Origin of the sequence: Xanthomonas citri pv. mangiferaeindicae, from assembly GCA_002240395.1 — a bacterium.
In the GTDB taxonomy this organism is placed as follows: domain Bacteria; phylum Pseudomonadota; class Gammaproteobacteria; order Xanthomonadales; family Xanthomonadaceae; genus Luteimonas; species Luteimonas citri_A.
This window is the reverse complement of record CP016836.1, coordinates 1648366-1674205: the sequence shown is the minus strand read 5'-3', so window position 1 is coordinate 1674205 and position 25840 is coordinate 1648366. Positions and strand designations below refer to the sequence as shown.

25 protein-coding genes are annotated in these 25840 nt (G+C 71.7%); 10 read left to right on the top strand and 15 right to left on the bottom strand.

Going from position 1 to position 25840, the window contains the following annotated elements; translation table 11 throughout:
- The first annotated feature begins 62 nt into the window (after nt 1-62).
- Nucleotides 63-1214, top strand: a complete 1152-nt coding sequence (locus BEN78_07255; GenBank protein ID ASR43206.1) for a hypothetical protein — start codon at nt 63-65, stop codon at nt 1212-1214.
- A 363-nt stretch (nt 1215-1577) separates the two neighbouring features.
- Here the strand turns inward: BEN78_07255 and BEN78_07250 are convergent, their stop codons facing one another.
- Nucleotides 1578-3167 carry a hypothetical protein gene (locus tag BEN78_07250; protein ASR44985.1) on the bottom strand — a complete coding sequence of 530 codons (1590 nt, stop codon included), beginning with the start codon at nt 3165-3167 and terminating at the stop codon, nt 1578-1580.
- Nucleotides 3168-3341: 174 nt separating this feature from the next.
- On the opposite strand from BEN78_07250, the gene BEN78_07245 reads away from it, so the two are divergent.
- Together BEN78_07245 and BEN78_07240 are read left to right on the top strand one after the other, a co-directional pair.
- Nucleotides 3342-4082, top strand: a complete 741-nt coding sequence (locus BEN78_07245) for an ABC transporter ATP-binding protein (protein ASR43205.1) — start codon at nt 3342-3344, stop codon at nt 4080-4082.
- A 20-nt stretch (nt 4083-4102) separates the two neighbouring features.
- The gene (locus BEN78_07240; protein ASR44984.1) at nt 4103-5563 is read left to right on the top strand and encodes an amino acid ABC transporter permease; all 1461 of its coding nucleotides are present in this window, start codon (nt 4103-4105) and stop codon (nt 5561-5563) included.
- A gap of 3 nt (nt 5564-5566) precedes the next feature.
- Here BEN78_07240 and BEN78_07235 read toward each other — a convergent pair whose 3' ends face one another.
- Together BEN78_07235 and BEN78_07230 are read right to left on the bottom strand one after the other, a co-directional pair.
- Nucleotides 5567-6166, bottom strand: coding sequence for a hypothetical protein (locus tag BEN78_07235; protein ASR43204.1), 600 nt, complete (start codon nt 6164-6166; stop codon nt 5567-5569).
- Nucleotides 6167-6206: 40 nt separating this feature from the next.
- Nucleotides 6207-6821 carry a hypothetical protein gene (locus tag BEN78_07230; GenBank protein ASR43203.1) on the bottom strand — a complete coding sequence of 205 codons (615 nt, stop codon included), beginning with the start codon at nt 6819-6821 and terminating at the stop codon, nt 6207-6209.
- Between the two features lie 357 nt (nt 6822-7178).
- Here BEN78_07230 and BEN78_07225 point away from each other — a divergent pair, with 357 nt between their 5' ends.
- Together BEN78_07225 and BEN78_07220 are read left to right on the top strand one after the other, a co-directional pair.
- Complete coding sequence (locus BEN78_07225; GenBank protein ID ASR43202.1) at nt 7179-8477, top strand: hypothetical protein; 1299 nt, start codon at nt 7179-7181, stop codon at nt 8475-8477.
- On the top strand, nt 8458-8784 hold the full coding sequence (locus BEN78_07220) for a hypothetical protein (GenBank protein ASR43201.1): 327 nt from the start codon (nt 8458-8460) through the stop codon (nt 8782-8784). The genes BEN78_07225 and BEN78_07220 overlap by 20 nt, the downstream gene beginning before the upstream one ends.
- Before the next feature lie 22 nt (nt 8785-8806).
- On the opposite strand, the gene BEN78_07215 is transcribed toward BEN78_07220, so the two are convergent.
- From BEN78_07215 to BEN78_07205, 3 genes are all read right to left on the bottom strand, one after another.
- Nucleotides 8807-9622, bottom strand: a complete 816-nt coding sequence (locus BEN78_07215; GenBank protein ID ASR44983.1) for a rhomboid family intramembrane serine protease — start codon at nt 9620-9622, stop codon at nt 8807-8809.
- Nucleotides 9623-10432: 810 nt separating this feature from the next.
- Nucleotides 10433-12331 carry a tRNA uridine(34) 5-carboxymethylaminomethyl synthesis enzyme MnmG gene (locus BEN78_07210; protein ASR44982.1) on the bottom strand — a complete coding sequence of 633 codons (1899 nt, stop codon included), beginning with the start codon at nt 12329-12331 and terminating at the stop codon, nt 10433-10435.
- A gap of 568 nt (nt 12332-12899) precedes the next feature.
- Nucleotides 12900-13508, bottom strand: coding sequence for a hypothetical protein (locus tag BEN78_07205; GenBank protein ID ASR44981.1), 609 nt, complete (start codon nt 13506-13508; stop codon nt 12900-12902).
- 166 nt (nt 13509-13674) lie between these two features.
- On the opposite strand from BEN78_07205, the gene BEN78_07200 reads away from it, so the two are divergent.
- Both BEN78_07200 and BEN78_07195 read left to right on the top strand, forming a co-directional pair.
- Nucleotides 13675-14655 carry a serine dehydratase gene (locus tag BEN78_07200; protein ASR43200.1) on the top strand — a complete coding sequence of 327 codons (981 nt, stop codon included), beginning with the start codon at nt 13675-13677 and terminating at the stop codon, nt 14653-14655.
- A gap of 16 nt (nt 14656-14671) precedes the next feature.
- The gene (locus BEN78_07195; protein ID ASR43199.1) at nt 14672-15295 is read left to right on the top strand and encodes a protein sanA-like protein; all 624 of its coding nucleotides are present in this window, start codon (nt 14672-14674) and stop codon (nt 15293-15295) included.
- A 15-nt stretch (nt 15296-15310) separates the two neighbouring features.
- On the opposite strand, the gene BEN78_07190 is transcribed toward BEN78_07195, so the two are convergent.
- The 3 genes from BEN78_07190 to BEN78_07180 form a co-directional block, all read right to left on the bottom strand.
- A complete protein-coding gene (locus tag BEN78_07190; GenBank protein ASR43198.1) occupies nt 15311-15928 on the bottom strand; it encodes a hypothetical protein in 618 nt (205 codons plus the stop codon).
- 72 nt (nt 15929-16000) lie between these two features.
- Entirely contained in the window at nt 16001-16687 is a 687-nt protein-coding gene (locus BEN78_07185) for a hypothetical protein (GenBank protein ID ASR43197.1), read from the bottom strand.
- Between the two features lie 125 nt (nt 16688-16812).
- Nucleotides 16813-17724, bottom strand: coding sequence for an AraC family transcriptional regulator (locus BEN78_07180; GenBank protein ID ASR43196.1), 912 nt, complete (start codon nt 17722-17724; stop codon nt 16813-16815).
- Nucleotides 17725-17820: 96 nt separating this feature from the next.
- Here BEN78_07180 and BEN78_07175 point away from each other — a divergent pair, with 96 nt between their 5' ends.
- Nucleotides 17821-18570: a short-chain dehydrogenase/reductase gene (locus BEN78_07175; protein ID ASR43195.1), complete on the top strand. Its 750-nt coding sequence runs from the start codon at nt 17821-17823 to the stop codon at nt 18568-18570.
- Between the two features lie 21 nt (nt 18571-18591).
- Here the strand turns inward: BEN78_07175 and BEN78_07170 are convergent, their stop codons facing one another.
- From BEN78_07170 to BEN78_07150, 5 genes are all read right to left on the bottom strand, one after another.
- The gene (locus BEN78_07170) at nt 18592-19491 is read right to left on the bottom strand and encodes a malonyl-[acyl-carrier protein] O-methyltransferase BioC (GenBank protein ID ASR43194.1); all 900 of its coding nucleotides are present in this window, start codon (nt 19489-19491) and stop codon (nt 18592-18594) included.
- A 36-nt stretch (nt 19492-19527) separates the two neighbouring features.
- The gene (locus tag BEN78_07165; GenBank protein ID ASR44980.1) at nt 19528-20295 is read right to left on the bottom strand and encodes a pimeloyl-[acyl-carrier protein] methyl ester esterase; all 768 of its coding nucleotides are present in this window, start codon (nt 20293-20295) and stop codon (nt 19528-19530) included.
- A gap of 68 nt (nt 20296-20363) precedes the next feature.
- On the bottom strand, nt 20364-21362 hold the full coding sequence (locus tag BEN78_07160) for a hypothetical protein (protein ID ASR44979.1): 999 nt from the start codon (nt 21360-21362) through the stop codon (nt 20364-20366).
- A gap of 2 nt (nt 21363-21364) precedes the next feature.
- Nucleotides 21365-22573 (bottom strand): 8-amino-7-oxononanoate synthase, encoded by a 1209-nt coding sequence (locus tag BEN78_07155; protein ID ASR43193.1) that lies wholly within the window; start codon nt 22571-22573, stop codon nt 21365-21367.
- A 27-nt stretch (nt 22574-22600) separates the two neighbouring features.
- Nucleotides 22601-23674, bottom strand: coding sequence for a biotin synthase BioB (locus BEN78_07150; GenBank protein ID ASR43192.1), 1074 nt, complete (start codon nt 23672-23674; stop codon nt 22601-22603).
- A gap of 49 nt (nt 23675-23723) precedes the next feature.
- On the opposite strand from BEN78_07150, the gene BEN78_07145 reads away from it, so the two are divergent.
- On the top strand, nt 23724-24455 hold the full coding sequence (locus BEN78_07145) for an amidophosphoribosyltransferase (GenBank protein ASR43191.1): 732 nt from the start codon (nt 23724-23726) through the stop codon (nt 24453-24455).
- A 45-nt stretch (nt 24456-24500) separates the two neighbouring features.
- A complete protein-coding gene (locus BEN78_07140; protein ID ASR43190.1) occupies nt 24501-24977 on the top strand; it encodes a hypothetical protein in 477 nt (158 codons plus the stop codon).
- Nucleotides 24978-24988: 11 nt separating this feature from the next.
- Here BEN78_07140 and BEN78_07135 read toward each other — a convergent pair whose 3' ends face one another.
- Nucleotides 24989-25819 (bottom strand): S-formylglutathione hydrolase, encoded by an 831-nt coding sequence (locus BEN78_07135; GenBank protein ID ASR44978.1) that lies wholly within the window; start codon nt 25817-25819, stop codon nt 24989-24991.
- Between the last annotated feature and the right edge of the window lie 21 nt (nt 25820-25840).

Genomic DNA, 25840 nt, shown 5'->3' with positions numbered 1-25840 from the left:
TGCGTCGATTTTGGCGTGGAGGCCCACGCCGTCCGCCCCGCCAAGCTTCCTTTCGGAGCTCCATGCCTTACTCCACTCCCGTCAGCGGCCGCATTCTCGTGGTCGACGATCAGCCGGCGAACCTGCGCGTGGTCAGTTCGCTGCTGAGCCGTCACGGCTACGAGGTGACGACGGCGGCCGACGGGGCCGAGGCGCTGGCGCTGCTGGCGGATCTGCGCCCGGACCTGCTGCTGCTCGACATGCTGATGCCGAACATGGACGGCTTCGCGCTGCTGGGCGAGATCAAGCAGATTCCCGAACTGCTGCGGCTGCCGGTGGTGTTTTTGACCGTCGCCCAGGACCGCGACCTGTTGCTGCGCGCCTTCGATGCCGGCGCGGTGGATTACGTCACCAAGCCGTTCATGCCCGAGGAGCTGCTGGCGCGCGTCAATGCGCACGTCGGTCTGAAGCAGACTCGCGACCGGCTCGAGCGCATCGCCCGCGAGCGCCAGGAGCTGGTCAACCTGGTCGCGCACGATCTGAAGAACCCGCTGTCGAGCATCTGGTTCGCCAGCGACATGCTGCTCAAGGGCGAGACCAAACCCGAACGCGTGCCGCGCTATCACCGGATGATCCACGACAGCGCCGAAGACGCGCTGGGCTACATCCGGCGCTATCTCGAGACCCAGGACACCTCGCGCAAGGGCGAGGCGGCCGGCAGCGTCACCGCGCTGCGCGAGGTCGTCGACTGGCTGGTCGACCGCTACGCGCTGCAGTTCGAAGACCGTGGGGTCGCGTTGCAGACGCGGCTGCCGTCGGCCTCGCCGATGGTCGCGATCGACATGCTGGTGCTGCGCCAGGTGGCCGAGAACCTGATCACCAACGCGATCAAGTACGCCCCGTCGAGCAACGTCGACATTTCGTTGCGCGGCGGCGGGCCCGGCTTCTGGCAACTGCTGATCGAAGACCGCGGGCCGGGCATCGCCCGCGATCTGCAGCACGCGCTGTTCCGGCCGTTCCAGCGGCTGGCGCACGCGGGCAAGGACGACGGCCGCTCCAGCGGCCTGGGGCTGTCGCTGGCCAAGCAGATCATCGTCAATCTCGGCGGTCAGCTCTGGTACGAGGACCGCGAAGGCGGCGGCGCCCGCTTCATCATCGAACTGCCCGAAGTGACCACCGAGCGCCCGCTACCGGCCGCCGCCAACGACGACGCCCCGGCGCGCGCGCACGACTGAATTCTGCGCTGCCCCCACCCGGCGCCGATGGCGCCGACCTCCCCCGCATGCGGGGAGGTGATGCACATCGCGCAGTCTCGACTCCCGATGACCGGCACCTTTGAGCCCTCCCCCGCCTTCGGGGAGGTGATGCACATCGCGCAGTTTCGATTCCCGATGACCGGCACCTTTGAGCCCTCCCCGCAGGCGGGGGAGGTGATGCACATCGCGCAGTTTCGATTCCCGATGACCGGCGCCTTTGAGCCCTCCCCTGCCTGCGGGGGGGGGTTGGGTGGGGGCCCTGACCGAAGCGAAGGGCTTCCGGCTTACAGGCCGATGCCCGTCCGAGGCAAGGACGTTAGCAACAGGCGCCGATGCAGCCCCTCATTCTTCGTCCCCACGCGATGCCGCAAACCGCGTGCCGAACACATCGCCGTCGTTCCACCGCGGCGGCGCGTCGTCGTCACCGACCAGGCGCGTGATCGCGACGCTCACCCGCGCCAGGCGTGCGGCGTCGCCGTACTGGATCGGCAGGTCGACGTTGTCGCAGGGCCGGTGGTAGCAGTTGCGCAGGAACCAGGTCGCCGCCACGCGTGGGTCCTGGCCCGCACTGGCCGAGGCGACCCCGGCGTCGAGGTACAGCGCCGGCACGCCGGCGCGCACGAAGGCGTACTGGTCGCTGCGCACGAACGTCGCTTCCTCCGGGAACGGATCGGGCGACAGTGCGACACCGACCTCCGCGGCGGCGCGCTCGACTGCGTGCTTCAGGCTCGAATGCTCGACGCCGATTGCCACGATGTCGCGCGTGGGCGCGGTGAGGATCGGCATGTCGATGTTGAGGTTGGCGACCGCGCGCCCCACCGCCGGCGGCGGTCGCCGCGCCAGCCAGGTGGCGCCGAGCAGGCCCTGCTCCTCGCCGGTCACCGCGGCGAAGACGGTCGAGCGCCGTGGCGGGCGGCCGTTGTGCGCCAGTTCGTGCGCGGCCTCGAGCATGATCGCCACGCCCAGCGCGTTATCGAGTGCGCCGTGGTGGATGCCCTCGTCGTCCGCGCTCGGTCCCAGGTGGTCGAGGTGCGCGGTGTGCACGATGCTCTCGCCGGCCAGCGCCGGATCGCGGCCCGGCAACCGGCCGACAACGTTCTGGCCTTCGAGCGTGTCGATGCGCGTGCGCGAGGCGAGCGTCAGCGTGCCGGGCAGCGCGAATGGCGTCGAGGTGCCGGCGCGCGCCGCATTCGCCAGTTCGGCCGCGGTGCGCGGGCCGTCGGCGAACACCAGGTCGGCGGCGGCCGCGGACACCACCGCCATCGCGCGCAGCGGCGGGCCGTCGTCGAAGGCGCGGCCGTCGTCGCCGCGCAACCGCATCGCCGGCTGCAGCCCGCGCTCACGCGTGCGCGCCCAGGGCGTGCCGGCCTCGTCGGCGGCGGTGTGCACCAGCACCAGCGCGATCGCGCCACGTGCGGCGACCGCCTCGACCTTGCTGCGCAGGCTGCCGTAATGCGCGGCCTGGGTGCCGGGGAAACGAGCGGGTGCGCCGCCGAAGGCGACGGCGATGCGCCCGCGCAGGTCGACGCCGCGGAAGTCGTCGTGGTCGAGCTCGGGGGCGTCGATCGCCTGGCCGACGAAGACTGCCGGCGCGCTCGCCTCGCTGCGCGGCGCGACGAAGTCGGGCAGCGGCAGGAACTGCTCGAACGGCCGCAGCGCGATGCGTCGCCCGCCACGCTCGATCTCCAGCCGGGCCCCCTCGCGCTCGATGCTGGCGCGCAGCAGCGGCACGCGTTGCTGCCAGCCGCCGTCGTCCCCGGCCGGTTCCAGGCCGATCTGCGCGAAGCGGGTGGCGATGTGCTCGGCGGCCCGCGCATAGCCCGCGCTGCCGGTGAAGCGGCCCTCCATCCGCGGGTCGGCCAGTGTGCGCACGTCGGCCTCGATGCGCTGGCCGGCCGGCGTGTCGTTCGCGACCGCGGCGGTGGCGGGCATCGCCTCGGCCGGGGCCGGGGCTGGCTCGCGTCCGCAACCGGGCAACAGCACGAGCAGGCAGGCGAACAGCGCGAGACGGGGCATGACACGGGTCCGGGCGGGCGAGGCCGGACCGTAGCACAGGCCACCGGCGCAGCCGCGGGGCCTGCACATCGGGCTTGCTAGCCTGCCGCGATGTACGACCTCGACCAGGTACACCGGCGCTACGGCGCGACCAACGCGCTCGACGGCGTCGACCTGCAGATCGCGCCCGGCGCGACGACTGCGCTGATTGGCCCCAGCGGCGCGGGCAAGTCGACGCTGCTGCGGATGCTGGTTGGCCTGGAATGGCCCGACACCGGCGAGGTGCGTTTCGACGGCACGCCGCTGCGCCGCGACACCTTGCCGGCGCTGCGCCGTCGGATCGGCTACGTGATCCAGGAGGGCGGGCTGTTCCCGCATCTCGATGCCGCCGGCAACATCGCGCTGCTGGCGCGCACGCTGGGCTGGTCGCGGGCGCGGATCGAGGCGCGCATGACCGAGCTCGCCGCGCTGTGCCAGCTACCGGCCGATGCGCTGCGACGCTATCCGGCCGAGCTGTCAGGTGGGCAGCGCCAGCGCGTGGGGCTGATCCGTGCGCTGATGCTCGATCCCGACGTGCTGCTGCTCGACGAACCGCTGGGCGCGCTGGACCCGATCGTGCGCCACGACCTGCAGGCGCAGATGCGCGCGCTGTTCGCGCGCCTGGGCAAGACCGTGGTGCTGGTGACCCACGACATCGCCGAGGCGGTGTGGTTCGCCGACACGGTGGTGCTGCTGCGCGCCGGACGCATCGTGCAGCAGGGCCCGCCGCGTAGCTTGCTCGACGCGCCGGCGGACGATTTCGTGCAGGCGTTCATGCGCGCCCAGCGCAGCGTCGACGAGGCGGTGCGATGAGCGGCCGGCGCACGCTGGGCATGGGGCTGGCACTGCTGGTCGGCCTGTGGCTGCCGATCGTGGCCGCCGCGCAGTCCGCCACGATCGGCTCGAAGAACTTCACCGAAGGCGTCGTGCTGGGCGAGATCGCCACGCTGGCTGCGCGGCAGGCCGGCGCCGAAGTCACCCATCGCCGCCAGCTCGGCGGCAGCCGGATCCTGTGGCGCGCGCTGCTGGAAGGCGAGATCGATGCCTACGCCGAGTACACCGGCACGCTGGCCGACGAACTGCTGCGCATGCCGCGTGCGCAGCGCGCGGCGCTGGACGCCGCGCTGGCCGAACGCGGGCTGGCGATGACCGCGCCGCTCGGGTTCGACAACAGCTACGCGATCGGCATGCGCCGGGCGCAGGTCACGCAGTTGGGCATCGCGCGGCTGTCGGACCTGGCCGGGCACCCGCAGTTGCGGCTGGGCCTGAGCAACGAGTTCATGTCGCGCGGCGATGGCTGGCCGGGACTGCGCACGGCCTATGCACTGCCGCAGCGCCCCGATGGACTCGACCACGACCTTGCGTATCGGGCGCTAGCCAGCGGCGCGATCGACGCCACCGACCTGTACGCGACCGACGCCGAGATTCCGCACTACGACCTGGTCGTGCTCGACGACGACCGCCACTACTTCCCGTCTTACGCCGCGGTCTATCTGTACCGCGCGGATCTGGGCACGCGCGCACCGGCGGTGCTGGCTGCGCTGCGCGGGCTGGAAGGCCGGATCGACGCGGCGACGATGCAGCGGCTCAACGCGCGGGTGAAGCTCGACGGCGTGCGCGAGGCAACGGTCGCGGCCGATTGGCTCGGGGTCGCGCCGAGCGCCGGCGACGGCCGCCCGGCGCGCATCGCCCAGCGCACTGGCGAGCATCTGGCGCTGGTGGGCATCTCGCTGGGCGCGGCGCTGCTGGTCGCATTGCCGCTGGGCGTGGTCGCCGCCCGGCGGCCGCGGCTGGGCCAAGGTGTGCTGGCGTTGACCGGCGTGCTGCAGACGCTGCCGTCGCTGGCGGTGTTCGTGTTCATGATTCCGCTGTTCGGCATCGGCGCGGGGCCGGCGATCGCCGCGCTGTTCCTCTACAGCCTGCTGCCGATCGTGCGCAATACGCACGCCGGGCTGACCGGCATCGCGCGCGAGCTGCGCGAGACCGCGGCGGCGATCGGGCTGCCACCGGCGACGCGGCTGCTGCGGGTGGAATTGCCGCTGGCCTTGCCGACGATCCTGGCCGGCATCAAGACCGCGGCGGTGATCAATGTCGGCACCGCGACGCTCGGTGCCCTGATCGGCGCGGGCGGCTACGGCCAGCCGATCCTCACCGGCATCCGGCTCGACGACCTGGGCTTGATCCTCGAAGGCGCGGTGCCCGCTGCGTTGCTGGCGCTGACGGTGCAGGGCGTGTTCGAACTGGCCGAGCGCGCGCTGGTGCCGCGTGGGCTACGGCTGGCCGCGCGGCGCTGAACCTCAGCCCGCGCGCATGTGGAAGACGATGACGGTCGCGATCGTGACCACCGACGCGCCGCCCACGATCCAGAGCAGGTTGTAGAGCGTGAAGCGCCGGTTGCGCAGTGCCTGCGGGTCGCCGCAGGCGGCGTTGGCGGCCAGCTGCAGCCGGACCAGGCTGGCGCAGGCCAGCGGCATCAGCGCGATCCCCGACCAGTCCATCCACGGCGTCGTCGCCGGCCAGCGCGCAGCCACCGACGGGCCGACGAACGCGGTACCCCACGACACCGCTTCGCACAGGGCGAACACGCTCGCCACCGCCATCGGCCACCAGCGCCGCGCAATGCCCGACGCGCGCAGCGCCTCGTCGATCCGGCGCGCCAGCGCATGCACGGTCAGCCACGCGAACAATGCGCGCACGACCGGGCGCACCCTGACGCCATGCACCGCCTGCCAGCACAGCCAGTGCCGGTAGAACCAGTACATCTGGTAGAGCCCGAACGTGGCGACGTAGAGCACCACCAGCTTCCGCGGCGAGACCACGTAGAACGCATCGCCGCTGGCGACGGCTGCGCGTACGTCGGCCTGCGGCGGCGCGTACGGATCGTCCGGTGCGTGCATGCCGGTCAGCCGTCAGCGCGCGACGCGCGGGGCATCGGGGTCATTGCGGCAGATCCACGCCGAAGGCTGGCAACAGAATCACCGCACCGATCAACAGCCAGATCAGGCCGAAGATCGCGATCCACACCCAGTTGGCCCAGGTGAAGCGCCGGTTGCCCGCGCCTTCGGGATCGCCACAGGCGGCGTTCGCGGCACGCTGCATCGCCAACATCGACAGCGCGATCGGCACCAGCGCCAGCAGCGAGACGATGTCGGTGATCGGCACGCCGATCCCGCGATCGGCCAGCCGCGAGGCCACGGTACTTCCGATCTGGAAGACGACGTAGACGGTCGCTGCCAGCGCCGGTGACCAGGCGCGCACGATGCCCAGCGCACGCAAGCGCTCGTCGATGCGCCGGGCCAGCGCATGCGCGAAGAAGATCGAGAACACCGCGCGCGGCACCGGCCACACGGTCTCGTTGTGGGCGCGTCCCCACCGGCGCCAGTGGACGTAGAACCAGTACAGGACGTAGAGCCCGAAGGTGACGAAGAACAGCACGCAGAACTTCGTCGCCGAGACGACGTAGAACGGTTGCGCGGCAGTGGCGGTGGCCGGCGTCGGCGCCACGTCCGCGGTGGGGGGCGCGTACAGATTGTCCGCAGATGCATCCTGCATCGGTGATGTCCCGTCTCGAAGCGTTGCGCATGGTAGCGCGCTGCCTGAGGACGCTGTCCCCCGCGAGGGGCTCGGCAGCGCATTCGGGCTGGCACCCATAGCGGGTCGGGGGCGGACGCGCGCTGGGTGTGGCGCCGCGTCCCTTCGAGGCGCCCGGGTACGACACCTGGCGCGATCTACCGGTGCGACCCCATGCGCAGTCGACAACTGGCCGGTCAGGCGCGAGCTGGGCGGAAAGGCTGGTCGAGGCATTGACGCCACATCAAGGCGCACCATTGAGCAATTTGGACTACTTAGATATTCCATTTAGTGCCAAACACGCTTGAAATGTCTACTTTGATAGACCATTATCGACCGATGGACAGCGCCATCGAGCTCTATATCAACGGCACATGGCACTGCGCTGCCCGTATCGCGGTGAACGAACGCGCCGTGCGCTTTGAGTACCTGCCCGACTATGTCTTCGGCCACCTTGAGCACGCGCCGCCCGTGGCGCTTTCGCTCCCGGTCAATATGGAGATCCACACCTGGTCGGGCGCTTCGCAGACGCCTCTGGCCTTCCTGTGGGATCTGGTGCCGCAAGGGCGCGGCCGCGAGCACCTGGCCGGCCTGCTGGGGGTTTCGGCCCAGGACGCCACGCAGGATTTTTTCCTGGCCCAACACGGCGCCTTTGCGCCCATTGGACGTCTTCGTCTCGACACCGCCGTCGAGTTCTACCAGCGTCAGACCGGCGGGGCTCCGGCGGAGGGCTTCACGACGCGAGACATCAGCGAACGAACCGATGCATTTCTTGCGCAGCTCGCGTTGCACAACATGCTTGCGGCCGGCACACCCGGCGTGCAGGGAGTAGCCCCGAAGTTTCTGCTGACGCAGGACGAAGAAGGGCGTTGGTATCCCGATGCAGCGCTGCCCGATGCGCGGGCACGTGAGCACTGGATCATCAAGCTGCCGCGAGGCCGGGACCCGAGCGATCAGCGGATTCTTCGCCACGAATCCATCTATCTGCAGGCCGTTGGCGCCTGTGGCCTGCGTACGATCGACACGCCCGTCTTGAAGGACGGCATGCTGTTCCTTCGCCGGTTCGACCGACAGGTCGGCTCCGATGGTGTCGTCCATCGTCTCCATCAGGAGACGCTGTCGGCACTGGCCGGGTTACCGGGCTTCGGCCGCAACGCATCGCTCTTTGCGCTCACCGAACGATTGGCGGACATGGCGTCGAATCCGGCCCAGGCCGTCGCGGAATTCCTGTGCCGGGACGTCCTCAACCGGGCGCTGCGCAACCCGGACAACCACGTGCGCAACACCTCCGTGCAGCAATGTCCGGACGGGACCGTGCAACTGACCCCGCTGTACGACATCGGCCCGATGTATCTCGATCGCGAGCTGATCACCCGCACCTGCGACTGGCGTCTGCCCGAGGGCGGGATCACCGATGATTGGAACGTGATCCTGGAGCGATTGGCGCTGCACGACGACGTCAAAGTGAAAGTCGCCATCGCGCTCAAGACCTTCGGCGAGGAACACCTGCCGAAACTCGCCCAGGAATTGCGCATGCGAGATGCCGATGCGGATATCGTCGAGGCGTGCGAGACCGCGATCGGATTTCAGATCACCAAGCTTCAGGCCATTGACCACCATGCAACGCCGACGCCCTGACAGCCAGACGGTCCGCCTGCTCAGAGACGCGCTGGCGGTCGACATTGCCTACGGTCGTCTCGACCTTGCGCAAGCCGTCAAGCGCATGCGCAAGATCAGCGGATTGACCCAGGTGCAGTTCGCCAAACATCGCGGCATGAGTCTACTGACGCTCAAGCGTATCGAGAGCGGTAAAGGAAACCCGACGGTCGAGACGCTCGAAAGCATCGGAAATCTTTTCGGGCTTCGCGTTGCCTTCGTGCATGCGGATCCCAAAACGACCGCCCATTGGCTCGAACACGAAGACGCGCGCGACAACGATCGTTGAGCGCTGGCAGAACGGGGCGCGCCTAACGCGACGCCGGCGGCGCGTCGTCGGCATCGTCGTTACGGTCGCGCGCCCGGGGGCGCGCCGGGAACGGCAGCACGACGCCGAGCGTGTCATCGGCCTGCGGGCGCTGCCACAGCACCGGCACGTCGTGCGGTGCCGGCGGCTCCAGCGTTTCGGCCTGCAGGCGCGCAGCGCGCTCGGCCTCCTCTTCCTCGATCTCCCAGCTGTAGCGGCGGCGCGGCAGCTGCGGGTCGGCACGGCGGAACCAGAACGCCGCGAGCACGCCGCCCACGGCACCCCCCAGGTGCGACTGCCACGACACGCCCGGCTCCTGCGGCAGGATCGTCAGCAGCATGCCGCCGTAGAACAGGAAGGCGATCATGCCGGCGGCGACCGACGGCCGGTCGCGGCGCAGCAGGCCGAGCACGAAGATGAGGAACATCAGGCCGTGGGTCACGCCGCTGGCGCCCAGGTGGTGCGAGCCCGGATCGCCGAGCAGCCAGGCGCCCAGGCCCGAGCCCAGCCACATCAACGGCAAGCCGCGCAGCGTGGCTTTGGGATACACCGCAAGCGCCAGCGTGCCGAGCACCAGCAGCGCACTGGCGTTGGCGATCAGATGACCCGGCGAGCCGTGCAGCAGCGGCGCGCCAAGCAGGCCCGCCAGCCCCGCCCATTCGCCGGGACGGACCGCCAGCGCACGCCAGTCGACCATCGCCTGGATGCCGAAGGCGATGATCAGCAGCAGCACGAAGCCGATGCTGGCCTGCAGCGCGCGCGACAGCCGCCGCCGGTCGCGCGCGCGCTGGGCGGGCGAATCCTCGGGCGTTTCGGGCATGTCCAGATGCATCGGTCCAAGGTGGCGACGGATCATGAGAACGCAAGCGACACTGGCGTTTGCGACAGCGCCCGCGACTGACGAGCGCGGCAACGGTGCGCGCGGGTCGCGCGCTTGTCCCCTCCCCGCATCGCGGGGGAGGGCTGGGGTGGGGGCGCTGTTCGCGGCAAGCCCGGCCCCACCCGACGCCTGCGGCGTCGACCTCCCCCGCGTTGCGGAGGAGGTGGCCCGGCTGCGCTGCGAAGGAAGTGGCCCGTCCGCGCTGCACGCGCGGATTGCGCCGCTTGTCCCCCTCCCCCGCATCGCGGGGGAGGGCTGGGGCGGGGCGCTGTTCGCGGCAAGCCCCGCCCCCACCCGACGCCTGCGGCGTCGACCTGCCCCGCAAGCGGGGAGGTGAGGTGGCCCGCTGCGTTGCGGAGAGGTGGCCAGTCCGCGCTGCGAGGGAAGTGGCCCGTCCGCGCTACGCGCGCGGGTCGCGCCGCTTGTCTCCCTCCCCCGCATCGCGGGGGAGGGCCGGGGTGGGGGCGCCGTTCGCGGCAAGCCCGGCCCCCACCCGACGCCTGCGGCGTCGACCTGCCCCCGCAAGCGGGGAGGTGAGGTGGCCCGCTGCGTTGCGGAGAGGTGGCCCGTCCGCGCTGCGAGGGAAGTGGCCCGTCCGCGCTGCGCGCGCGGGTCGCCCGCTTGTCCCCCTCCCCCGCATCGCGGGGAGGGCTGGGGTGGGGGGCGCTGTTCGCGGCAAGCCCGGCCCCCACCCGACGCCTGCGGCGTCGACCTGCCCCCGCAAGCGGGGGAGGTGACGCGCGCGCGGCGTTAGGCCGCGCCGGCCATGCGCCCGCGCCGTGCGCGCTCGAGGTGCACCAGCAGCAGCGAGATCGCCGCCGGGGTCATGCCGGGAATGCGCTGGGCCTGGCCGACGGTCAGTGGCCGCACCTGGCCGAGTTTCTGCACGATCTCGGCCGACAGCCCGCGCACGCCCGCATAGTCGAAGCCATCCGGGATCGCCGTGCCCTCTTGGCGCTGCTGGCGCTCGATCTCCACCCGCTGGCGCTCCAGGTAACCCGAATACGTCGCCTCGATCTCGACCTGCTCGGCGATTTCGGCATCCGTCACGCCCGGGCCGATGCCGTCCACGCGCATCAGCGCCGCGTAGTCGAGCCCGGGGCGGCGCAGCAGGTCGATCGCGTTGCTCTCACGGCGCAGCTCGATGCCCAGCGTCTCCACGACCGCGCGGCCCAACGCGTTGTGCGGCGAGGCCCACAGCCCGCGCAGACGGGCGGTCTCGCGATCGATCCCCTCACGCCGGGCGTCGAAACGTCGCAGGCGCGCATCGTCCACCAAACCCAGCTCGCGGCCGATGCCGGTCAGGCGCAGGTCGGCATTGTCCTCGCGCAGCTGCAGCCGGTACTCGGCGCGGCTGGTGAACATGCGGTACGGCTCTTTCGTGCCGTGCGTGATCAGGTCGTCGATCAGAACGCCGATGTAGGCCTGGTCGCGGCGCGGGGTCCAGGTATCGAGGCCGCGTACTTGGCGCGCGGCGTTGAGGCCGGCAATCAGGCCCTGCGCGGCGGCTTCCTCGTAACCGGTGGTGCCGTTGATCTGCCCGGCGAAGAACAGCCCGGCCACCGCACGCGTCTCCAGCGACGCCCGCAGCCCGCGCGGGTCGAAGAAGTCGTACTCGATCGCGTAGCCGGCGTGGGTGATGTGCGCCTGCTCGAAGCCGACGATGCTGCGCACCAGCGCCAGTTGCACGTCGAACGGCAAGGACGTCGAGATGCCGTTGGGATAGATCTCGGCGACGTCCAGGCCCTCGGGCTCGACGAAGATCTGGTGGCTGTCCTTGTCGGCGAAGCGCACGACCTTGTCCTCGATCGACGGGCAGTAGCGCGGCCCGATGCCTTCGATCTGGCCCGAGTACATCGGCGAGCGATGCAGTGCGCCGCGGATGATCTCGTGGGTGCGCTCGGTGGTGCGGGTGATCCAGCACGGCACCTGCCGCGGGTGGTCGGCCTGCGAGCCGAGGAACGAGAACACCGGACGCGGATCGTCGCCGGGCTGGATCGCCATCGCCGCGTAGTCGAGCGTGCGGCCGTCGATCCGCGGCGGCGTGCCGGTCTTGAGCCGATCGACGACGAACGGGCGCTCGCGCAGGCGCTGGGCGAGCGTGGTCGCCGGCGGATCGCCTGCACGGCCGCCCGCCGACTGCGCTTCGCCGACATGGATGCGACCGCCGAGGAACGTGCCTGCGGTCAGCACCACGGCCGGCGCATCGAAGCGCAGCCCGGTCTGGGTGATGGCGCCCCGGACCGCATCGCCCTCGATGACGAGGTCGTCGACGGCCGACTGGAAGATCGTCAGGTTCGGCTGCGCCTCGACGGCCCGACGCACGAACGCACGGTAGAGATTGCGGTCGGCCTGGCAGCGGGTGGCGCGGACCGCCGGACCCTTGGAGGCGTTGAGGCGCCGCCACTGGATGCCGGCGGCGTCGGCGGCGCGGGCCATCACTCCGCCCAGGGCATCGATCTCGCGCACCAGGTGGCCCTTGCCGATGCCGCCGATGGCCGGGTTGCAGCTCATCACGCCGATCGTCTCGACGTTGTGGGTCAGCAGCAGGGTGCGGGCGCCGGCGCGTGCGGACGCGAGCGCCGCTTCGGTGCCGGCGTGGCCGCCGCCGACGACGATGACGTCGTAGCTATGGAAGTCGTTGGGCATCGGCAGATTATCCGGCAGGTCGCCCGGCACCGGCGAGCCGGCGCTTGGCACGATTTCTGCGTGCGTTCGGGCTGCACCCGGGACGGCAAGCGTCTGAAAGGGGGGCGCGGCTGGAGATTGGAACAGGGCCGGCCATGTACGTCCCGGGGAAGCACGGGGCCGGATGTCGGGGGACATCCGGCCCCTTTTTTTTGGCTCGCCACCCCAAGCACGCGTCTTGGGCGCAGGGTGAAGAGCCGATGCCCGGAGGAGGGCGGAACAGGGGGGATCCGAGAGTCCCCCGCCGGGCATCGACAGTCGTATGACCTTTTCGTCGTAAACCGACGCAATCGGTCAGGCGGGGCCAAGCTTCGCCCGGGAATGTCGACGGCGCAAGCCCCAATGCAGCTCGACTTCCTGAGAATGGGCCGGAGTTCACGAAAGCCGCCCCATCCAAACCGGGGTCAGAGTCGCTTTTCTCAAGCAACGCCGGGAAAACCGGGGTCAGAGTCGCTTTTGCCTCGCCATTGCGCCATGTCGTCAGCGATGCATGAGCGAAAAGCGACTCTGACCCCGGTTTTCGGGCGGATCAGGGGACGCGCTGGTCGGGGCGGCGGTAGCCGGCGCGTTCGCGCGGGGCCGGGCGCGGGGTGTCGCTGCTCGGCGGACGGCTTTGCGGCGGACGGCTCGGGGGGCGGTGCTCCGGCGGGCGGGCCTGTGACGGTGGGCGATAGCCCGGACGCGGGCCGTTGTGGCCGGGACGGCCCTCCCCGCCGCCAGGCCGGCCGCCCCAGTGCCCACCCGGGCGACCCGGACGGTCGGAATCGGGACGTCCGGGCCGATCCGGACGACCGACGCCAGGCCGGCCATCGCCCCAGCCCGGGCGGCCAGGCCCGTGGCCATGCGGCGGGCGGTAGCCGGGCCGTCCATGTCCGTGCCCCGGACGACCGGGCACGACGATCGGGCGCACGATCACCGGCGGCGGGCGATAGTAGCCACCACCGTAGCCATAGCCGTAAGGCCGGTTGTAGTAGTACGGCGCGCCATAGCCCGCGCCGCCATACCAGCCCGAATAACGCCCGTAGCCGACACTGCCATAGGGCGCGCCATAGCTGCGATACACGGTGCCGGGCGAGCCGTAGTAGTAATCGCCACTGCCGCCGCGGTAGCCGTAGCTCGCGCAACCGGCAAGGGTCAGACAGGCGACGAAGATCAGTCCCTTGCGGATCATGGCGGTCCCCCGCTCGATAAGGGCTCCAGCTTCGGCGGTGTCCATTGAATCAGCCCTTAAGGGCACCGGCCGGCCTCGCACTACGATCATGTTCGATCGTGAATCCGCAAGGCGGCTCGGCTACGCTGTCGCGATGCATGCCGCCCTGCCCTTGCCCGACGCCAACGACCTGCTCGCCGCGGCGGCCCGGCTCGCGCCGGTCGCCCATCTCACACCGGTGTTGCGTAGCCGGGTGATCGATGCAGCCGCCGGTTGCGCGCTGCACTTCAAAGCCGAACATCTGCAGCGCGCGGGGGCGTTCAAGTTCCGCGGCGCCTGCAATGCGGTACTGGCGCTGGACCCGGAAACTGCCGCGCGCGGGGTGGTCACGCACTCGTCCGGCAATCACGGCGCGGCGCTCGCGCTGGCCGCGCACCTGCACGGCATCGCCTGCCATGTCGTGGTGCCGGAGGGCGCGGTGGCGACCAAGCTGGCGGCGATCGCCAGCTACGGCGCGGTGCTGCATCGCTGCGCGCCGACGCTGGCCGACCGCGAGCGCACCTGCGAACAGGTCCGCGCACAGACCGGCGCCACACTCGTGCACCCGTATACCGATGCGCAGGTGATCGCCGGCCAGGGCACGGCCGCGCTCGAACTGCTGCATGCGGCCGGCCCGCTCGATGACCTGGTGGTGCCGGTCGGCGGCGGCGGGCTGGCGGCCGGCACCGCGCTGGCGATCGCACATGCCGCACCCCAAACCCGGCTGGTGCTGGCCGAGCCGCGCGGCGCCGACGACACCCTGCGCTCGCTGCAGCAGGGCACGCGTGTACACGACCTCGTGCCCGACACGGTCTGCGACGGGCTGCGCGGGCTGCTCGGCGCGCCGAACTTCGAGATCCTCTCGCGCCACGGCGTCGAGCGCGGCCAGCCGGTCGAGGTGCTGGCGGTCGACGATGCCGACACCGTGGCCGCCGCACGACGCATCGCGGTGCACACCAAGCAACTGGTCGAGCCGTCGTCGGCCATCGCGCTGGCGGCGGTGCTGGGCGCGCCGTCGCGCTTCGCCGGCCGTCGCGTCGGCATCGTGCTCAGCGGCGGCAACGTCGATCCGGACCGGCTGCCGTGGCGGCCGTGAGCGCAGCGGTGCGGTCATGAGTCAGCGGCGTCGACGCCGTCCGCTTCTGCGCCTGTGCGTATGGGCCGCGCTGCTGCTGCTCGTCTGGCTGGCCGGCGTTGCGGCGTGGATCGTGCATGTGGGCAGCCGCGACGAGGCCGGGCCTGCGGATGCGATCGTGGTGCTGGGCGCGGCCGCCTACGACGCGGTGCCCTCACCGGTGTTCGAGGCGCGTATCGACCATGGCCTGGATCTCTACCGCGCCGGGCATGCGCCGGTGCTGATCTTCACCGGCGGCTACGGGGGCGCCAAGGCCCGCTTCTCCGAGGCGCAGGTCGCACGCCGTTACGCGCTGCGCCGCGATATCCCCGCCTCGGCGATCCTCACCGAGTCGCGCTCGCGTACCACGGTCGAGAACCTGATCGAAGCGCGGCGGCTGATGCGCGAGCACGATCTGCACCGGGTCATCGTGGTCAGCGACCCGCTGCACATGGCGCGCGCGCTGCGCGCAAGTCGCCGGCTGGGCATCGATGCGGTCGGCTCGCCAACGCCGTCGACGCGCTTTCGCACCTTCCGCACCCAGCGCGAGTTCCTGCTGCGCGAGGTGTACTTCTTCCACCGCGATCTCTACGAGTCGATCGTCGCCCGGCTCGAGTCGTGATCCGACGATGCGCGCTCAGCGCGCTGCGGGTTGGCCGTCGGCGACCAGGGTCAGGCCCTCGGCAAGCAGCCAGCGGGTCGCGAGCACGCGCTGGGGCTGCGGCTGGTCCTTGAGCACGTCGACCATCTGCCGGAACGCGCGGCAGCGCCCTGCCCGGCTGGCCTCGTCGGTACCGGTCGAGGTGAGTCCGAGCATGAACCCGTCGTGGAGCAGCGTCGCGGTCACCGCGGCCGCGCGCAGCACCTGTTGCGCGGCCGCCGGGTCGAAGGCCTGCGGCTGACCTTGCAGGCCGGTCAGCGCGACGTTGGTGAAGGCATTGGCGAAGCGATTGCGGCTGGCCGGTCCGAGCCGGTCGACGGTGCGCTGGAACGCCGCCAGATCGCGCGCGGCGTCGGGCTCGAACAGATCGCACAACGCCCGTGCTTCCCCGGGTTCGCGCGAGGCATGCAGCACCGCCTGGAACAGCCCGTCGATGGCCTCGGGCGCGGCGCGGCGCAGGACATCGCCGCCGGTCGACAGCACCGCGGTGGCATCGATCTGCGACAGGTCGATCTCGTACTGCTGCGCGGACGCCGGCAATGTCGGCAGCCAGAGCGCGGTCAACAGCAGCACAGCAGTCGGGCGCCAGCGCATCGATGCATCCACGTAGCCGGGAGGAGGCGCTGAGTCTAGGCGGTGGCGTGCGGCGGCGGATGAACGCCGCGCTCAGGCCCCCATGTAGCGCCCGGGCCGGTGGTTGAACAGCAGCACCAGGTTGAGCACCAGCACGCCGAGCGCCGAGTACAGCACTTTGGAGGGCGGCAGCACGGTCAGCGAGACCAGCATCAGCACCGTGTCGAAGCCCAGTTGCAGCTTGCCCGCGCTCCAGCCGCGGCTGCGCTGCAGCCAGACCACCACGATGCCCACGCCGCCCAGGCTGGCGCGGTGGCGGATGAACGACAGGATGCCCATGCCGACGAGCGCACCGCCGAACACCGCCGAGAACAGCGGCGTCATCGACTCGAACGGCGCCATGCGCGGGATCAGGTCGGCGACGACGCCGGTCACGCCGACCGCGAGGAAGGTCTTGAGGGTGAACTCCCAGCCCATGCGCCGCACCGCGATCCAGTAGAACGGCAGGTTGAACAGCACGAACAGCAGGCCGAAATGCGCGCCGGTGGCGTAGTGCGCCAGCAGCGCCATGCCGGCCACGCCGCCGACCATCAGGCCGCCGGTGGCCAGGATCGACATGCCCAGCGCACTGACCAGGCTGGCCAGGATCAGGCCCTGCACATCCTCGATGACGGTATGGCGCTGCGGCAGCGGCGCCGGGGCGGCCACGGCCACCGCCGCCGCCACCTCGGCAGCGTCGGGCACGGGGTCGAACGCGCCAGGGCGGGAGTCGGCGGGCACAGGAGGGAATCCGGACGTTTGTTGCAGCGCAGCATAACGCCTGCGAGGCGTCGTCGTCAGTGCGGTCCGGCCCCGGCGCCCGATCCCCGTCGTGGCTCGGCGCCGTCGCGACCCGGCGCGCACCGCTACGCGGGCGCGCGGACGTCCCGGGCGTAACGGGCCGGCGAGACGCCGACATGGCGCGTGAATGCCGTGCCGAAGGTGTTGGCGGTCGCGTAGCCGACGCGCTCGGCGACCTGGTCCAGACTGAAGGCCGCGCCGCGCAGCAGGCGCTTGGCCAGCGCCATGCGCCAGGTCAGCAGGTAGGCCATCGGCGCCATCCCGACCACCCGGGTGAAACGCGCGAAGAATGCCGAGCGCGACAACGCGGCCTCATTCGCGAGCTCGGCGACGGTCCAGGGGTGCCGGGGCCGGGCATGCAGCGCACGCAGCGCCGCGGCGAGCCGCTCGTCGGCCAAGCCCCGCGCCAGCCCGGAGGCCTCACCGGCGTCGCCGCGGCCGCGCAGGGCTTCGATCAACAGCACCTCGAGCAGGCGCTCGAGCACCACTTCGCGCGCCGGACGATGCGCGCGTGCCTCCTCGCCGACCAGGTGCACCAGCGCGGCCAGCCGCGGGTCGTCACGCACGTGCACCACCCCGGGCAGCAGCGAGACGAGAAGTCCCGCGTCTGGCGCGGCGAACTGGCAGTAGCCGATCTGGACGCGCAGATCGACCGGCGCCTCCGCCTGCCCGATGCGCACCAGGCCGTCGCGCACCTGCACCGGGACGGTGGCCGCGACGGCGTCAGTCCCGCCGGGCACGGTGCTGGTGGCCACCAGCGCATGCATCGCCGGCGCCAGCAGGAAATCGCCCGCCCGCAGGCCGATCGGCGGCCCGTCGTCGACCGACAGCCAGCAGGCGCCCTCGAGCACGGCGGCATAGAACGGCTCGCCGGTGCCGTCGCGATGGATGCGCCACGCGCCAGCGCCTTCGAGCAGTTTCGAGAACCGCGCCGCCGGTTGCAGCAGGCCCACGACCTCGGACAGGGGATCGACCATGCAGGACGCTTGGCGTGGAATGGGCGACGTTCGATTCTAGAGGGTCCAGCAGCCGCGCCCTATCGTCGAGGCTCCTCCCCCAGACAGGCATCGCCCATGTCCACCGTCCTGATCACCGGCTGTTCCTCCGGCTTCGGCCTGCACACCGCGCAGTGGTTTCTCGACCGCGGCTGGCGGGTCGTCGCGACGATGCGCGCGCCGCGCCCCGATGCACTGCCCGCGTCGGAGCGGCTGCGCCTGCTGCCGCTCGATGTCACCGATGCCGACAGCATCGCGCGGGCGGTCCACGCCGCCGGACCGATCGACGCGCTCGTCAACAACGCCGGCTTCGGTGCGCCGGCCCCGGTCGAACTGACACCGGCCGACGTGGCGCTGTCGCTGATGCGCACCAATGCCCTGGGCACGCTGGCGATGACGCAGGCTGTGCTGCCGCAGTTCCGCGAACGCGGCGCCGGCGTCGTGGTCAACGTCAGTTCGTCAGTGACGCTGCGGCCGCTGCCGTTGTTGGGCGTCTATCGCGCCAGCAAGGCGGCGGTCGAGGCGTTGACCGAATCGCTGGCCGTCGAGGTCGAACCACTGGGCATCCGCGTGCGGTTGGTCCTGCCCGGTCGGGCACCGGAGACGCGCTTTGGCGAGAACGCACGCGCGCATCTGCGCGGCGTCGACCATCCTGCGTACGGACCGCTGGTCGAGCGCATGCTCGCCGGTTTCAGCGAGACCGGCGGCCCGGTCACCCAGGCCTCGGACGTGGCCGAGGCGATCTGGCGGGCGACGACCGAGCCCGGGACGCCGATGCGGATCGCGGCCGGCACCGATGCCGAGGCCTGGATGGCCGAAGCCGGTTGAGCCTGCGCCGGCGGCGCGGCGTCAGTCGCGCCGCCGGCGGACCGGGATCGCGCTGGCCGGGAACCGCGCCAGTTCCTCGCCGCCGTCGCGGATCGGCGCCCCCGGCTGCGGCGCCCAGGCCATCGCGGTGATCCATTCCCAGCTCGCCGGCAGGCCGTCGGCCTCGCGGAACTGTTCGTAGTGCGCCGCGGCCGCGGCGAAACGCGCGCGTCCGGTCAACGCACGACGACGACCGGCCAGCGCGTTGGTCGCACCGACCGCGCGCAGCTCGCGCATCAGCGCGGCCATGTCGGGGTGATGGTGGACGGCGACCTCGCGGTCGAGCACCGGATTGCGGAAGCCGGCCTGCATCAGCGCGTCGCCGAACTCGGCGATCGACGCGAACGGGCTGACGTGCGGCACCTCGTCGGCATGGCCGAAGGCCTCGCGCAGTTCGATCAGCGTCTGCGGGCCGAAGGTCGAACACAGCAACAGGCCGTCGGGGCGCAGCACTCGGCGGAAACCGGCGAACGCGGCCGCCAGGTCCTCGACCCATTGCAGCGACAGGTTGCAGAACAGCACGTCGACGCTGTCCTCGGCGATCGGCAACGCACGCAGATCGGCGCAGACCCGGTCGACGGGACGCTGCAGCCCGAGGCGGTCGCGCCAGCCGGCGCGCACCGGCGCCTGCTGCAGCATCGGCAAAGCCAGGTCCACGGCCACGATGCGCGCCTTGGGCCAGCGCGCGCGCATCGCCAGCGCGGCGTGCGCCGGACCGCTGCCGACATCGAGCACGCAGCCGGGCACGCGGTCGTCGAGATAGTCCAGCGACTCAAGCAGATGCGCCTCGACCTGCCGTTGCAGAGCGGCGGCGCCGGCATAGCTCGACGAGGCGCGCGAGAACGCCCGGCGGACGTGGGTGCGATCGAAGATGGCGGTCATGGGGTCGGTGATTCGGGGGCGGGGGAACGGCGCGCGCTAGGCCGCGGCCGTGGACAGGAACGCGAGCAGATGCTCGGCCACGGTATCGGCATGGGTCAGGAAGGGGGCGTGGCCGGCATGCGCGATCGTATGCGCCTGCGCGCCGGGAGCCTGCGCGGCGGCCGCGTGCATCGCCTGCGGGTCCACCAGCCGGTCGCGACGACCGGCCAGCCACAGGCTGGGCACGGTGAGTCCGGGCAGTGCCGCGCGCAGATCGACAGTCCGCAGCAGGTGCAGCCCGTCGACGAGCGCATGCGCGGCCGGCTCGCCGCGCGCAAAGACCTCGGCGCGCAGCGCGCGCAACTCGCCGCGCGCATCGTCCGAGCCGAAGGCTTCCAGGGCGATGAAGCGGTCGAGCGTGCCGCGGTAGTCGTCGCGCAGGCCGCGCGCGAAGTCGTGGAAGATCTCCGGCGCCATGCCGTGCGTCCAGTCCTCGCCGCGCACGAAGCGCGGATTGGCGCACAGCATGGCCAGTGCGGTCACCGTGCCCGGGCGGCTCGCCGCGGCCTGCAGCGCGAACAGACCGCCGAGCGACCAGCCCAGCCACGGCGCCGACGGCAGCCGAGACGCGAGCGCCTCGACCACCGGTACGAGCGCCAGCGGCACGGTGGCCTCGCGGCTGCGTCCATGACCCGGCAGGTCCACGCAATAGACGGTGCGGTGGGCGCGCAGGCGCGCGACCAGCGGCGCGAACACGCCGCCGTGCATCGCCCAGCCGTGCAGCAGCACCAGCGGCGGCCCGTCGCCGCAGACCTCGATGTGCAGGCCGCTGCCGTCATCGGGCAGCGTGGTCGCGGGCGGCGTGTCGTGCATCGTCGGTGTGCCTTCGTGGGTCATGCGCCCTTGTCCCCGCGCAGCGCGCGCGTGCGACGCGGACTGGTCGCCGCCGGACGCGCGACCAGCAGCGCGAACGCGACAATGCCGCCGGTCACCACCAGCGCGCCGAGCAGCGCCCGGCCCTGCGGCCAGGCCTCGTGCAGGAACAGCGCGCCCAGCAGGGCGGCGAACAGCAGTTCGGCCGCCTGCATCGCCTCGGCCGCGCCGAGCGCGACCGGGTTGTGCCGGACCATGCCGGTGGCCTGGAAGAACAGGATCGTTGCGATCACACCGGCGCTCAGCGCCACGCCCGCCGCCAGCCAGACCTGCGACAGCGCGGGCGGGCCGGCCTGGTGCCAGGCGAAAGCCGCCACCACCAGCCACAACGGCTGGCTGGCCAGCGTCAGGCCGAACACGCGCTGGGTCGCGCTGAGGTCTTCGCCGGTGCGCTCCAGGTGCAGCAACAGCAGGCGGTTGCCCAGGGGATAGGCGACCGCCGCGGTCAGCACGCAGGCCAGCGCGATCCAGCCTGCCGCATCCAGGCCCGCCCCGCCGTGGCCGAACTGCATCAGCAGCACGCCGACCAGGATCGCTGCCGCCACCGCCAGCGCGGCCGGCGGCACGCGGCGACGGGCGTCGCGATAGAGCAGCGGTGCGCACAACATGCCGGCGATCACGGTGAACTGGAAACTGCCGGCGACCAGCCACGCCGGGCCGCTGGACGCGGCGAACGAGAGCATGCAGTAGAACAGCAGGAAGCCGATCGCGCTGCAGCGCAGCCAGGCCCAGGGATGTGCGGCGATCGCACGCAGCACCGGCGCGGTGCCGCCCTGCCAGGGCATCAGCGGCAGCAGCAGCGGCAGGGTGATGAAGTAGCGCAGGCAGGCGGTCCATGCCCAGTGGCCGCCGCCGCTGGCGCTGGCGCGGTTGAGCACATAGGTCAGCGTGAAGAACAGCGCCGACGCAAGTGCGATCGCCACCGCCAGCAATGCGCGGCGGGTGTCGTGGGGCTGCATGCTCATGCCGGGATCGCGGAGGCCGTCGGCGCCAGCGCATCGCGCGCGGCGGCAAGCGCGTCGACCAGCGTGTCGATCTGGGCGTCCTCGTGGGTCGCGGCGAGCGTGATGCGCAGCCGCGCCTGGCCCTCGGGCACGGTCGGCGGGCGGATCGCCGCGACCCAGAAGCCGGCCGCATCGAGCGCCTGCGACAGCGCGAGCGCGGTCGCGTTGTCGCCGCAGCGCAGTGGCTGGATCGGTGTGTCGGACGGCATCAGGTCCAGACCCGCGCGCGCGGCGCGTTCGTGCAAGCGCTGCACCAGCGCGTCCAACCGCTCGCGGCGCCAGTGCTCGTGGCGCGCCAGCCGCACCGCGGCCAGCGTCGCGGCGGCCTGCGCCGGCGGCAGTGCGGTGGTGTAGACGTAGGGCCGCGCAGTTTCGGCCAGGTGCGCGACGAGGTCGGCATCGCCGGCCACCACCGCGCCGTAGCCGCCGAGTGCCTTGCCCAGCGTCAACAACTGCAGCGGCACCGCGTCGACACCGAGCCCGGCCTGGGCGACGCTGCCGCGGCCATCGGGCCCGCACACGCCGATGCCGTGCGCGTCGTCGACGTACAGCAGCGCCTGCTGCGCCTGCGCGACCGCGGCCAGTGCACGCAATGGCGCGATGTCGCCGTCCATGCTGAAAACGCCGTCAGTGGCCACCAGCGCCGCGCCGCCCGGCAGGCCCTGCAACTGGCGCAGCGCGCCTTGCGCGTCGCCGTGCGGGTAGCGGCGCAGCCGGCAACCGGCCAGCCGCGCAGCGTCGATCAGGCTGGCGTGGTTGAGCCGGTCCTGTACGCAGGCATCGTCCTCGCCCAGCAACGCCTGCAGCACCGCGAGATTGGCCGCAAAGCCGCTGCCCATCAGCAGCGCCGCCGGCAGTTGCAGCCAGTCGGCGACCTCGCGCTCGAGCGCGACATGGTGGGCGTGATGACCGCAGACCAGGTGCGAGCCGCCACTGCCGACGCCGTCATCGCTGGCCGCATCGCGCAGTGCCGCCGCCACGCCCGGATGCTGGGCCAGGCCGAGATAGTCGTTGCCGCAGAAGTTCAGCAGCCAGCGACCGTCGACCTCGCAGCGCATGCCATCGCGGCGCGCGACCGTGCGCCGCCGCCGGCGGGCGTGGCGGGCGTCGCGCGCCAGCCGCGCCGCCCGCGCGCGTTCGCGCAGGTCGGGCCGCTCAGGCGCCATCGCCGCCCGCGTCCGCGCGCGCCGGCGTCATGCCGCGCAGCTCGCCGGGTGCTGCGGCAGTTCGATGATGTCGGCGTGCACGGTGCCCGGGTGGTCGTGGTCGGCGGCATCGACCATCACCTGCATCGGCCGCAGACCCAGGCGCGCGAACAGCGCCAGGTCGCGCTCGGTGTCGGGATTACCGGTGGTCAGCAGCTGCTCGCCGTAGAAGATCGAATTCGCGCCGGCCAGAAAGCACATCGCCTGCAGCTCGTCGCTCATGTCCTGGCGCCCGGCCGACAGCCGCACCATCGAGCGCGGCATCAGGATCCGCGCGACCGCGATCGTGCGCACGAAGTCGAACGGGTCGATCTGCTCGGTGCCGTGCAGCGGCGTGCCCTCGACCTGCACCAAGCGGTTGATCGGCACCGAATCGGGATGCGCCGGCAGGTTGGCCAGCGTGCGCAGCAGACCGGCGCGCTGGCGGCCGCTCTCGCCCATGCCGACGATGCCGCCGCAGCAGGTCTTCAGGCCCGCCTCGCGCACGTGCTCGAGGGTGTCGAAGCGGTCCTGCAAATCACGCGTGCGGATGATCGCGTCGTAGTACTCGGGGTCGGTATCGATGTTGTGGTTGTAGTAGTCCAGGCCCGCATCCTTGAGCGCGCGCGCCTGCTCGCCGCTGAGCATGCCCAACGTGGCGCAGGTCTCCATGCCCAACGCCTTGACCTCGCGGATCATGGCCGCGACCTTCGGGATGTCGCGGTCCTTGGGCGAGCGCCACGCCGCGCCCATGCAGAAGCGCGTCGCGCCGGCGGCCTTGGCCTGGCGCGCCTTTTCCAGCACCGCCTCGGTGGCCATCAGCTTGGTCGCATCGACCCCAGTGTGATAGCGCTGGGCCTGCGGGCAGTAGGCGCAGTCCTCGGGGCAGCCGCCGGTCTTGACCGACAGCAGCGTGCTGACCTGGACCTCGGCCGGATCGAAGTGCTCACGATGCACCTGGGCGGCGCGGAACAGCAGCTCGGTCAGCGGCAGCGCGAACAGCGCTTCGACCTCCGAACGGCTCCAGTCGTGACGCAGGGTGGGCTGGCCGGCGGTATCGCGGGCGTGGCTGACAACGGACATGGTGGTTTTCCGACGGTCGCGGCGGGACAGGGCCGGCAGTCTGGAAAGCATGACACAGGCTGTCAACCAGACGCCCGGCCCGCCGGTTGACGAGCGCCGTGCCCATCGCTGGCTGCGACGCCTGTTCGCGGCACGCTGCCTGGTGTGCGAGGAACGCGGCGACGACGGCCGCGCGCTGTGCGCGGCCTGCGCCGCGGCGCTGCCGTGGAACGGCCCGGCCTGCGCGCGCTGCGCCGTCCCGCTGGCGGCCGGCGATACGCTGTGCGGCGGATGCCTGCGTCGCCCGCCGCCGCTCGATGCGACCTACGCGGCTTTTGTCTACGGCTTTCCGGTCGACCGCCTGCTGCCGCGGCTGAAGTTCCACCGCGACCTCGCCGCCGGTGCGCTGCTGTCGGCATCCATGGCGCGGGCCTTGGCCCCGCGGCCGCGGCCAGACGCGTTGGTGCCGGTGCCGCTGCATCCGGCGCGGCTGCGCGCCCGCGGCTACGACCAGGCGCTGGAACTGGCGCGTCCACTGGCCCGCGCGTTGGCGCTGCCGCTGCGTGCCGACCTGTTGCGCCGGTCCCGCGCGACCGCGCCGCAGTCCCGGCTCGATGCACCGGCGCGGCGCCGCAATGTCGGGGGCGCCTTCGTGGCGACAGCACGTGGCGCGTTGCCTGCGCACGTCGCACTGGTCGACGACGTCATGACCACCGGCGCGACCCTGCACGCGGCCGCGTTGGCGCTGCGTCGGCTGGGCATCGCACGCGTCGATGCCTGGGTCTGCGCGCGGGTGCCGTGAGCGCGGCGGGTAGGATGATGCGACGTCCCCCACACGGTCCTGCCCATGTCGCGAACGCCGCTGCTGTCTGCCCTGCTTGCCCTGTCCGCACTCGTCGCGCTGCCCGCTTGCAGCCAGACGCCCGCCGTCTCCGAGCGCTATGTCGATGTCGAACTGCACCTGGCATCGCCTCCGGGCGCGCCGCCGAGCAGTGATGCGCGCGCCTGGACCACCGACGACGGCCGCAAGCTCGAATTGCGCCACGTCGATACGATTCCCGGCGCCGAGATCCGCTCGATCCGCGCCAAGGTCAGCGGGGACCGCCCCGTGGTCGAGTTCGAGCTCACAGCGCCCGGCGCTGCCCGGCTCAAGGCGCTGACCACCGACCACGTCGGCCGGATGCTGGGCCTGGTCGCGAACGACCGGCTGCTGCTCGCCGCGACCATCGCCGGCACTTTTTCCGATGGCTTCCAGGTCCCGACCGACACGCTCGAGGACGCCGACCGCCTGCATCGCTCGCTGGTGGCCGCCGACGCCCCGTAGCCGCCCGGACGTCAGCCGCGCAGCGCGCGGGCGTGGTGGGCGATGTGGTCGGCGATGAAGCTGGCGATGAAGTAGTAGCTGTGGTCGTAGCCGGGCTGCATGCGCAATTCCAGCGGATGGCCGGCGGCGGCGCAGGCGGCCTGCAGCAGTTGCGGGCGCAGTTGGCCGTCGAGGAACTCGTCGGCCTCGCCCTGGTCGATCAACAGCGGCAGGCGCTCGCGCGCGGTGGCCACCAGCGCGGTCGCGTCCCAGGCCTGCCAGGCGGCGCGGTCGTCGCCGAGATACGCCGAGAACGCCTTCTCGCCCCACGGCACCTGGCTGGGCGCGACGATCGGCGAGAACGCCGACACGCTGCGGTAGCGCCCGGGGTGCTTGAGCGCGATCACCAGCGCGCCGTGGCCGCCCATCGAATGTCCGCTGATCGCGCGCGCATCGGTGGTCGGGAACTGGGCTTCGATCAGCGCGGGCAGTTCGCGCGCGATGTAGTCGTGCATGCGGTAGTGCGCCGACCACGGCGCCTGCGTGGCATCGACGTAGAAGCCGGCACCCTGTCCGAGGTCGTAGCCCTCGGCGTCGGCCACGCCCTCGCCGCGCGGGCTGGTGTCGGGCGCAACGACGATCACGCCATGCTCGGCGGCGTAGCGCTGCGCACCGGCCTTGGTGATGAAGTTCTGCTCGTTGCAGGTCAGGCCGCTGAGCCAGTACAGCACCGGCAGCGGGCCGTGCTCGGCCTGCGGCGGCAGATAGACCGCGAACCGCATCGTGCAGCCGAGCGTGTCCGAGGCGTGTTCGTAGACGTCCTGCCAGCCGCCGAAGCTGGCGCGATGTTCGATGCGTTGCATGAGGCGCTCCTGCATGCCGGC

Excerpts from the sequence above, each read along its gene's own strand:
- BEN78_07160 (ASR44979.1), bottom strand. The coding sequence starts at position 21,362 with ATGCAGCCCCACGACACCCGCCGCGCATTGCTGGCGGTGGCGATCGCA.
- BEN78_07210 (ASR44982.1), bottom strand. The coding sequence starts at position 12,331 with ATGCCCAACGACTTCCATAGCTACGACGTCATCGTCGTCGGCGGCGGC.
- BEN78_07230 (ASR43203.1), bottom strand. The coding sequence starts at position 6,821 with ATGCAGGATGCATCTGCGGACAATCTGTACGCGCCCCCCACCGCGGAC.
- BEN78_07145 (ASR43191.1), top strand. The coding sequence starts at position 23,724 with ATGACACAGGCTGTCAACCAGACGCCCGGCCCGCCGGTTGACGAGCGC.
- BEN78_07200 (ASR43200.1), top strand. The coding sequence starts at position 13,675 with ATGCATGCCGCCCTGCCCTTGCCCGACGCCAACGACCTGCTCGCCGCG.
- BEN78_07245 (ASR43205.1), top strand. The coding sequence starts at position 3,342 with ATGTACGACCTCGACCAGGTACACCGGCGCTACGGCGCGACCAACGCG.
- BEN78_07215 (ASR44983.1), bottom strand. The coding sequence starts at position 9,622 with ATGCCCGAAACGCCCGAGGATTCGCCCGCCCAGCGCGCGCGCGACCGG.
- BEN78_07195 (ASR43199.1), top strand. The coding sequence starts at position 14,672 with ATGAGTCAGCGGCGTCGACGCCGTCCGCTTCTGCGCCTGTGCGTATGG.
- BEN78_07190 (ASR43198.1), bottom strand. The coding sequence starts at position 15,928 with ATGCGCTGGCGCCCGACTGCTGTGCTGCTGTTGACCGCGCTCTGGCTG.
- BEN78_07235 (ASR43204.1), bottom strand. The coding sequence starts at position 6,166 with ATGCACGCACCGGACGATCCGTACGCGCCGCCGCAGGCCGACGTACGC.
- BEN78_07155 (ASR43193.1), bottom strand. The coding sequence starts at position 22,573 with ATGGCGCCTGAGCGGCCCGACCTGCGCGAACGCGCGCGGGCGGCGCGG.
- BEN78_07170 (ASR43194.1), bottom strand. The coding sequence starts at position 19,491 with ATGACCGCCATCTTCGATCGCACCCACGTCCGCCGGGCGTTCTCGCGC.
- BEN78_07150 (ASR43192.1), bottom strand. The coding sequence starts at position 23,674 with ATGTCCGTTGTCAGCCACGCCCGCGATACCGCCGGCCAGCCCACCCTG.
- BEN78_07240 (ASR44984.1), top strand. The coding sequence starts at position 4,103 with ATGGGGCTGGCACTGCTGGTCGGCCTGTGGCTGCCGATCGTGGCCGCC.
- BEN78_07250 (ASR44985.1), bottom strand. The coding sequence starts at position 3,167 with ATGCCCGCCACCGCCGCGGTCGCGAACGACACGCCGGCCGGCCAGCGC.
- BEN78_07225 (ASR43202.1), top strand. The coding sequence starts at position 7,179 with ATGGACAGCGCCATCGAGCTCTATATCAACGGCACATGGCACTGCGCT.
- BEN78_07220 (ASR43201.1), top strand. The coding sequence starts at position 8,458 with ATGCAACGCCGACGCCCTGACAGCCAGACGGTCCGCCTGCTCAGAGAC.
- BEN78_07175 (ASR43195.1), top strand. The coding sequence starts at position 17,821 with ATGTCCACCGTCCTGATCACCGGCTGTTCCTCCGGCTTCGGCCTGCAC.
- BEN78_07140 (ASR43190.1), top strand. The coding sequence starts at position 24,501 with ATGTCGCGAACGCCGCTGCTGTCTGCCCTGCTTGCCCTGTCCGCACTC.
- BEN78_07135 (ASR44978.1), bottom strand. The coding sequence starts at position 25,819 with ATGCAACGCATCGAACATCGCGCCAGCTTCGGCGGCTGGCAGGACGTC.
- BEN78_07180 (ASR43196.1), bottom strand. The coding sequence starts at position 17,724 with ATGGTCGATCCCCTGTCCGAGGTCGTGGGCCTGCTGCAACCGGCGGCG.
- BEN78_07255 (ASR43206.1), top strand. The coding sequence starts at position 63 with ATGCCTTACTCCACTCCCGTCAGCGGCCGCATTCTCGTGGTCGACGAT.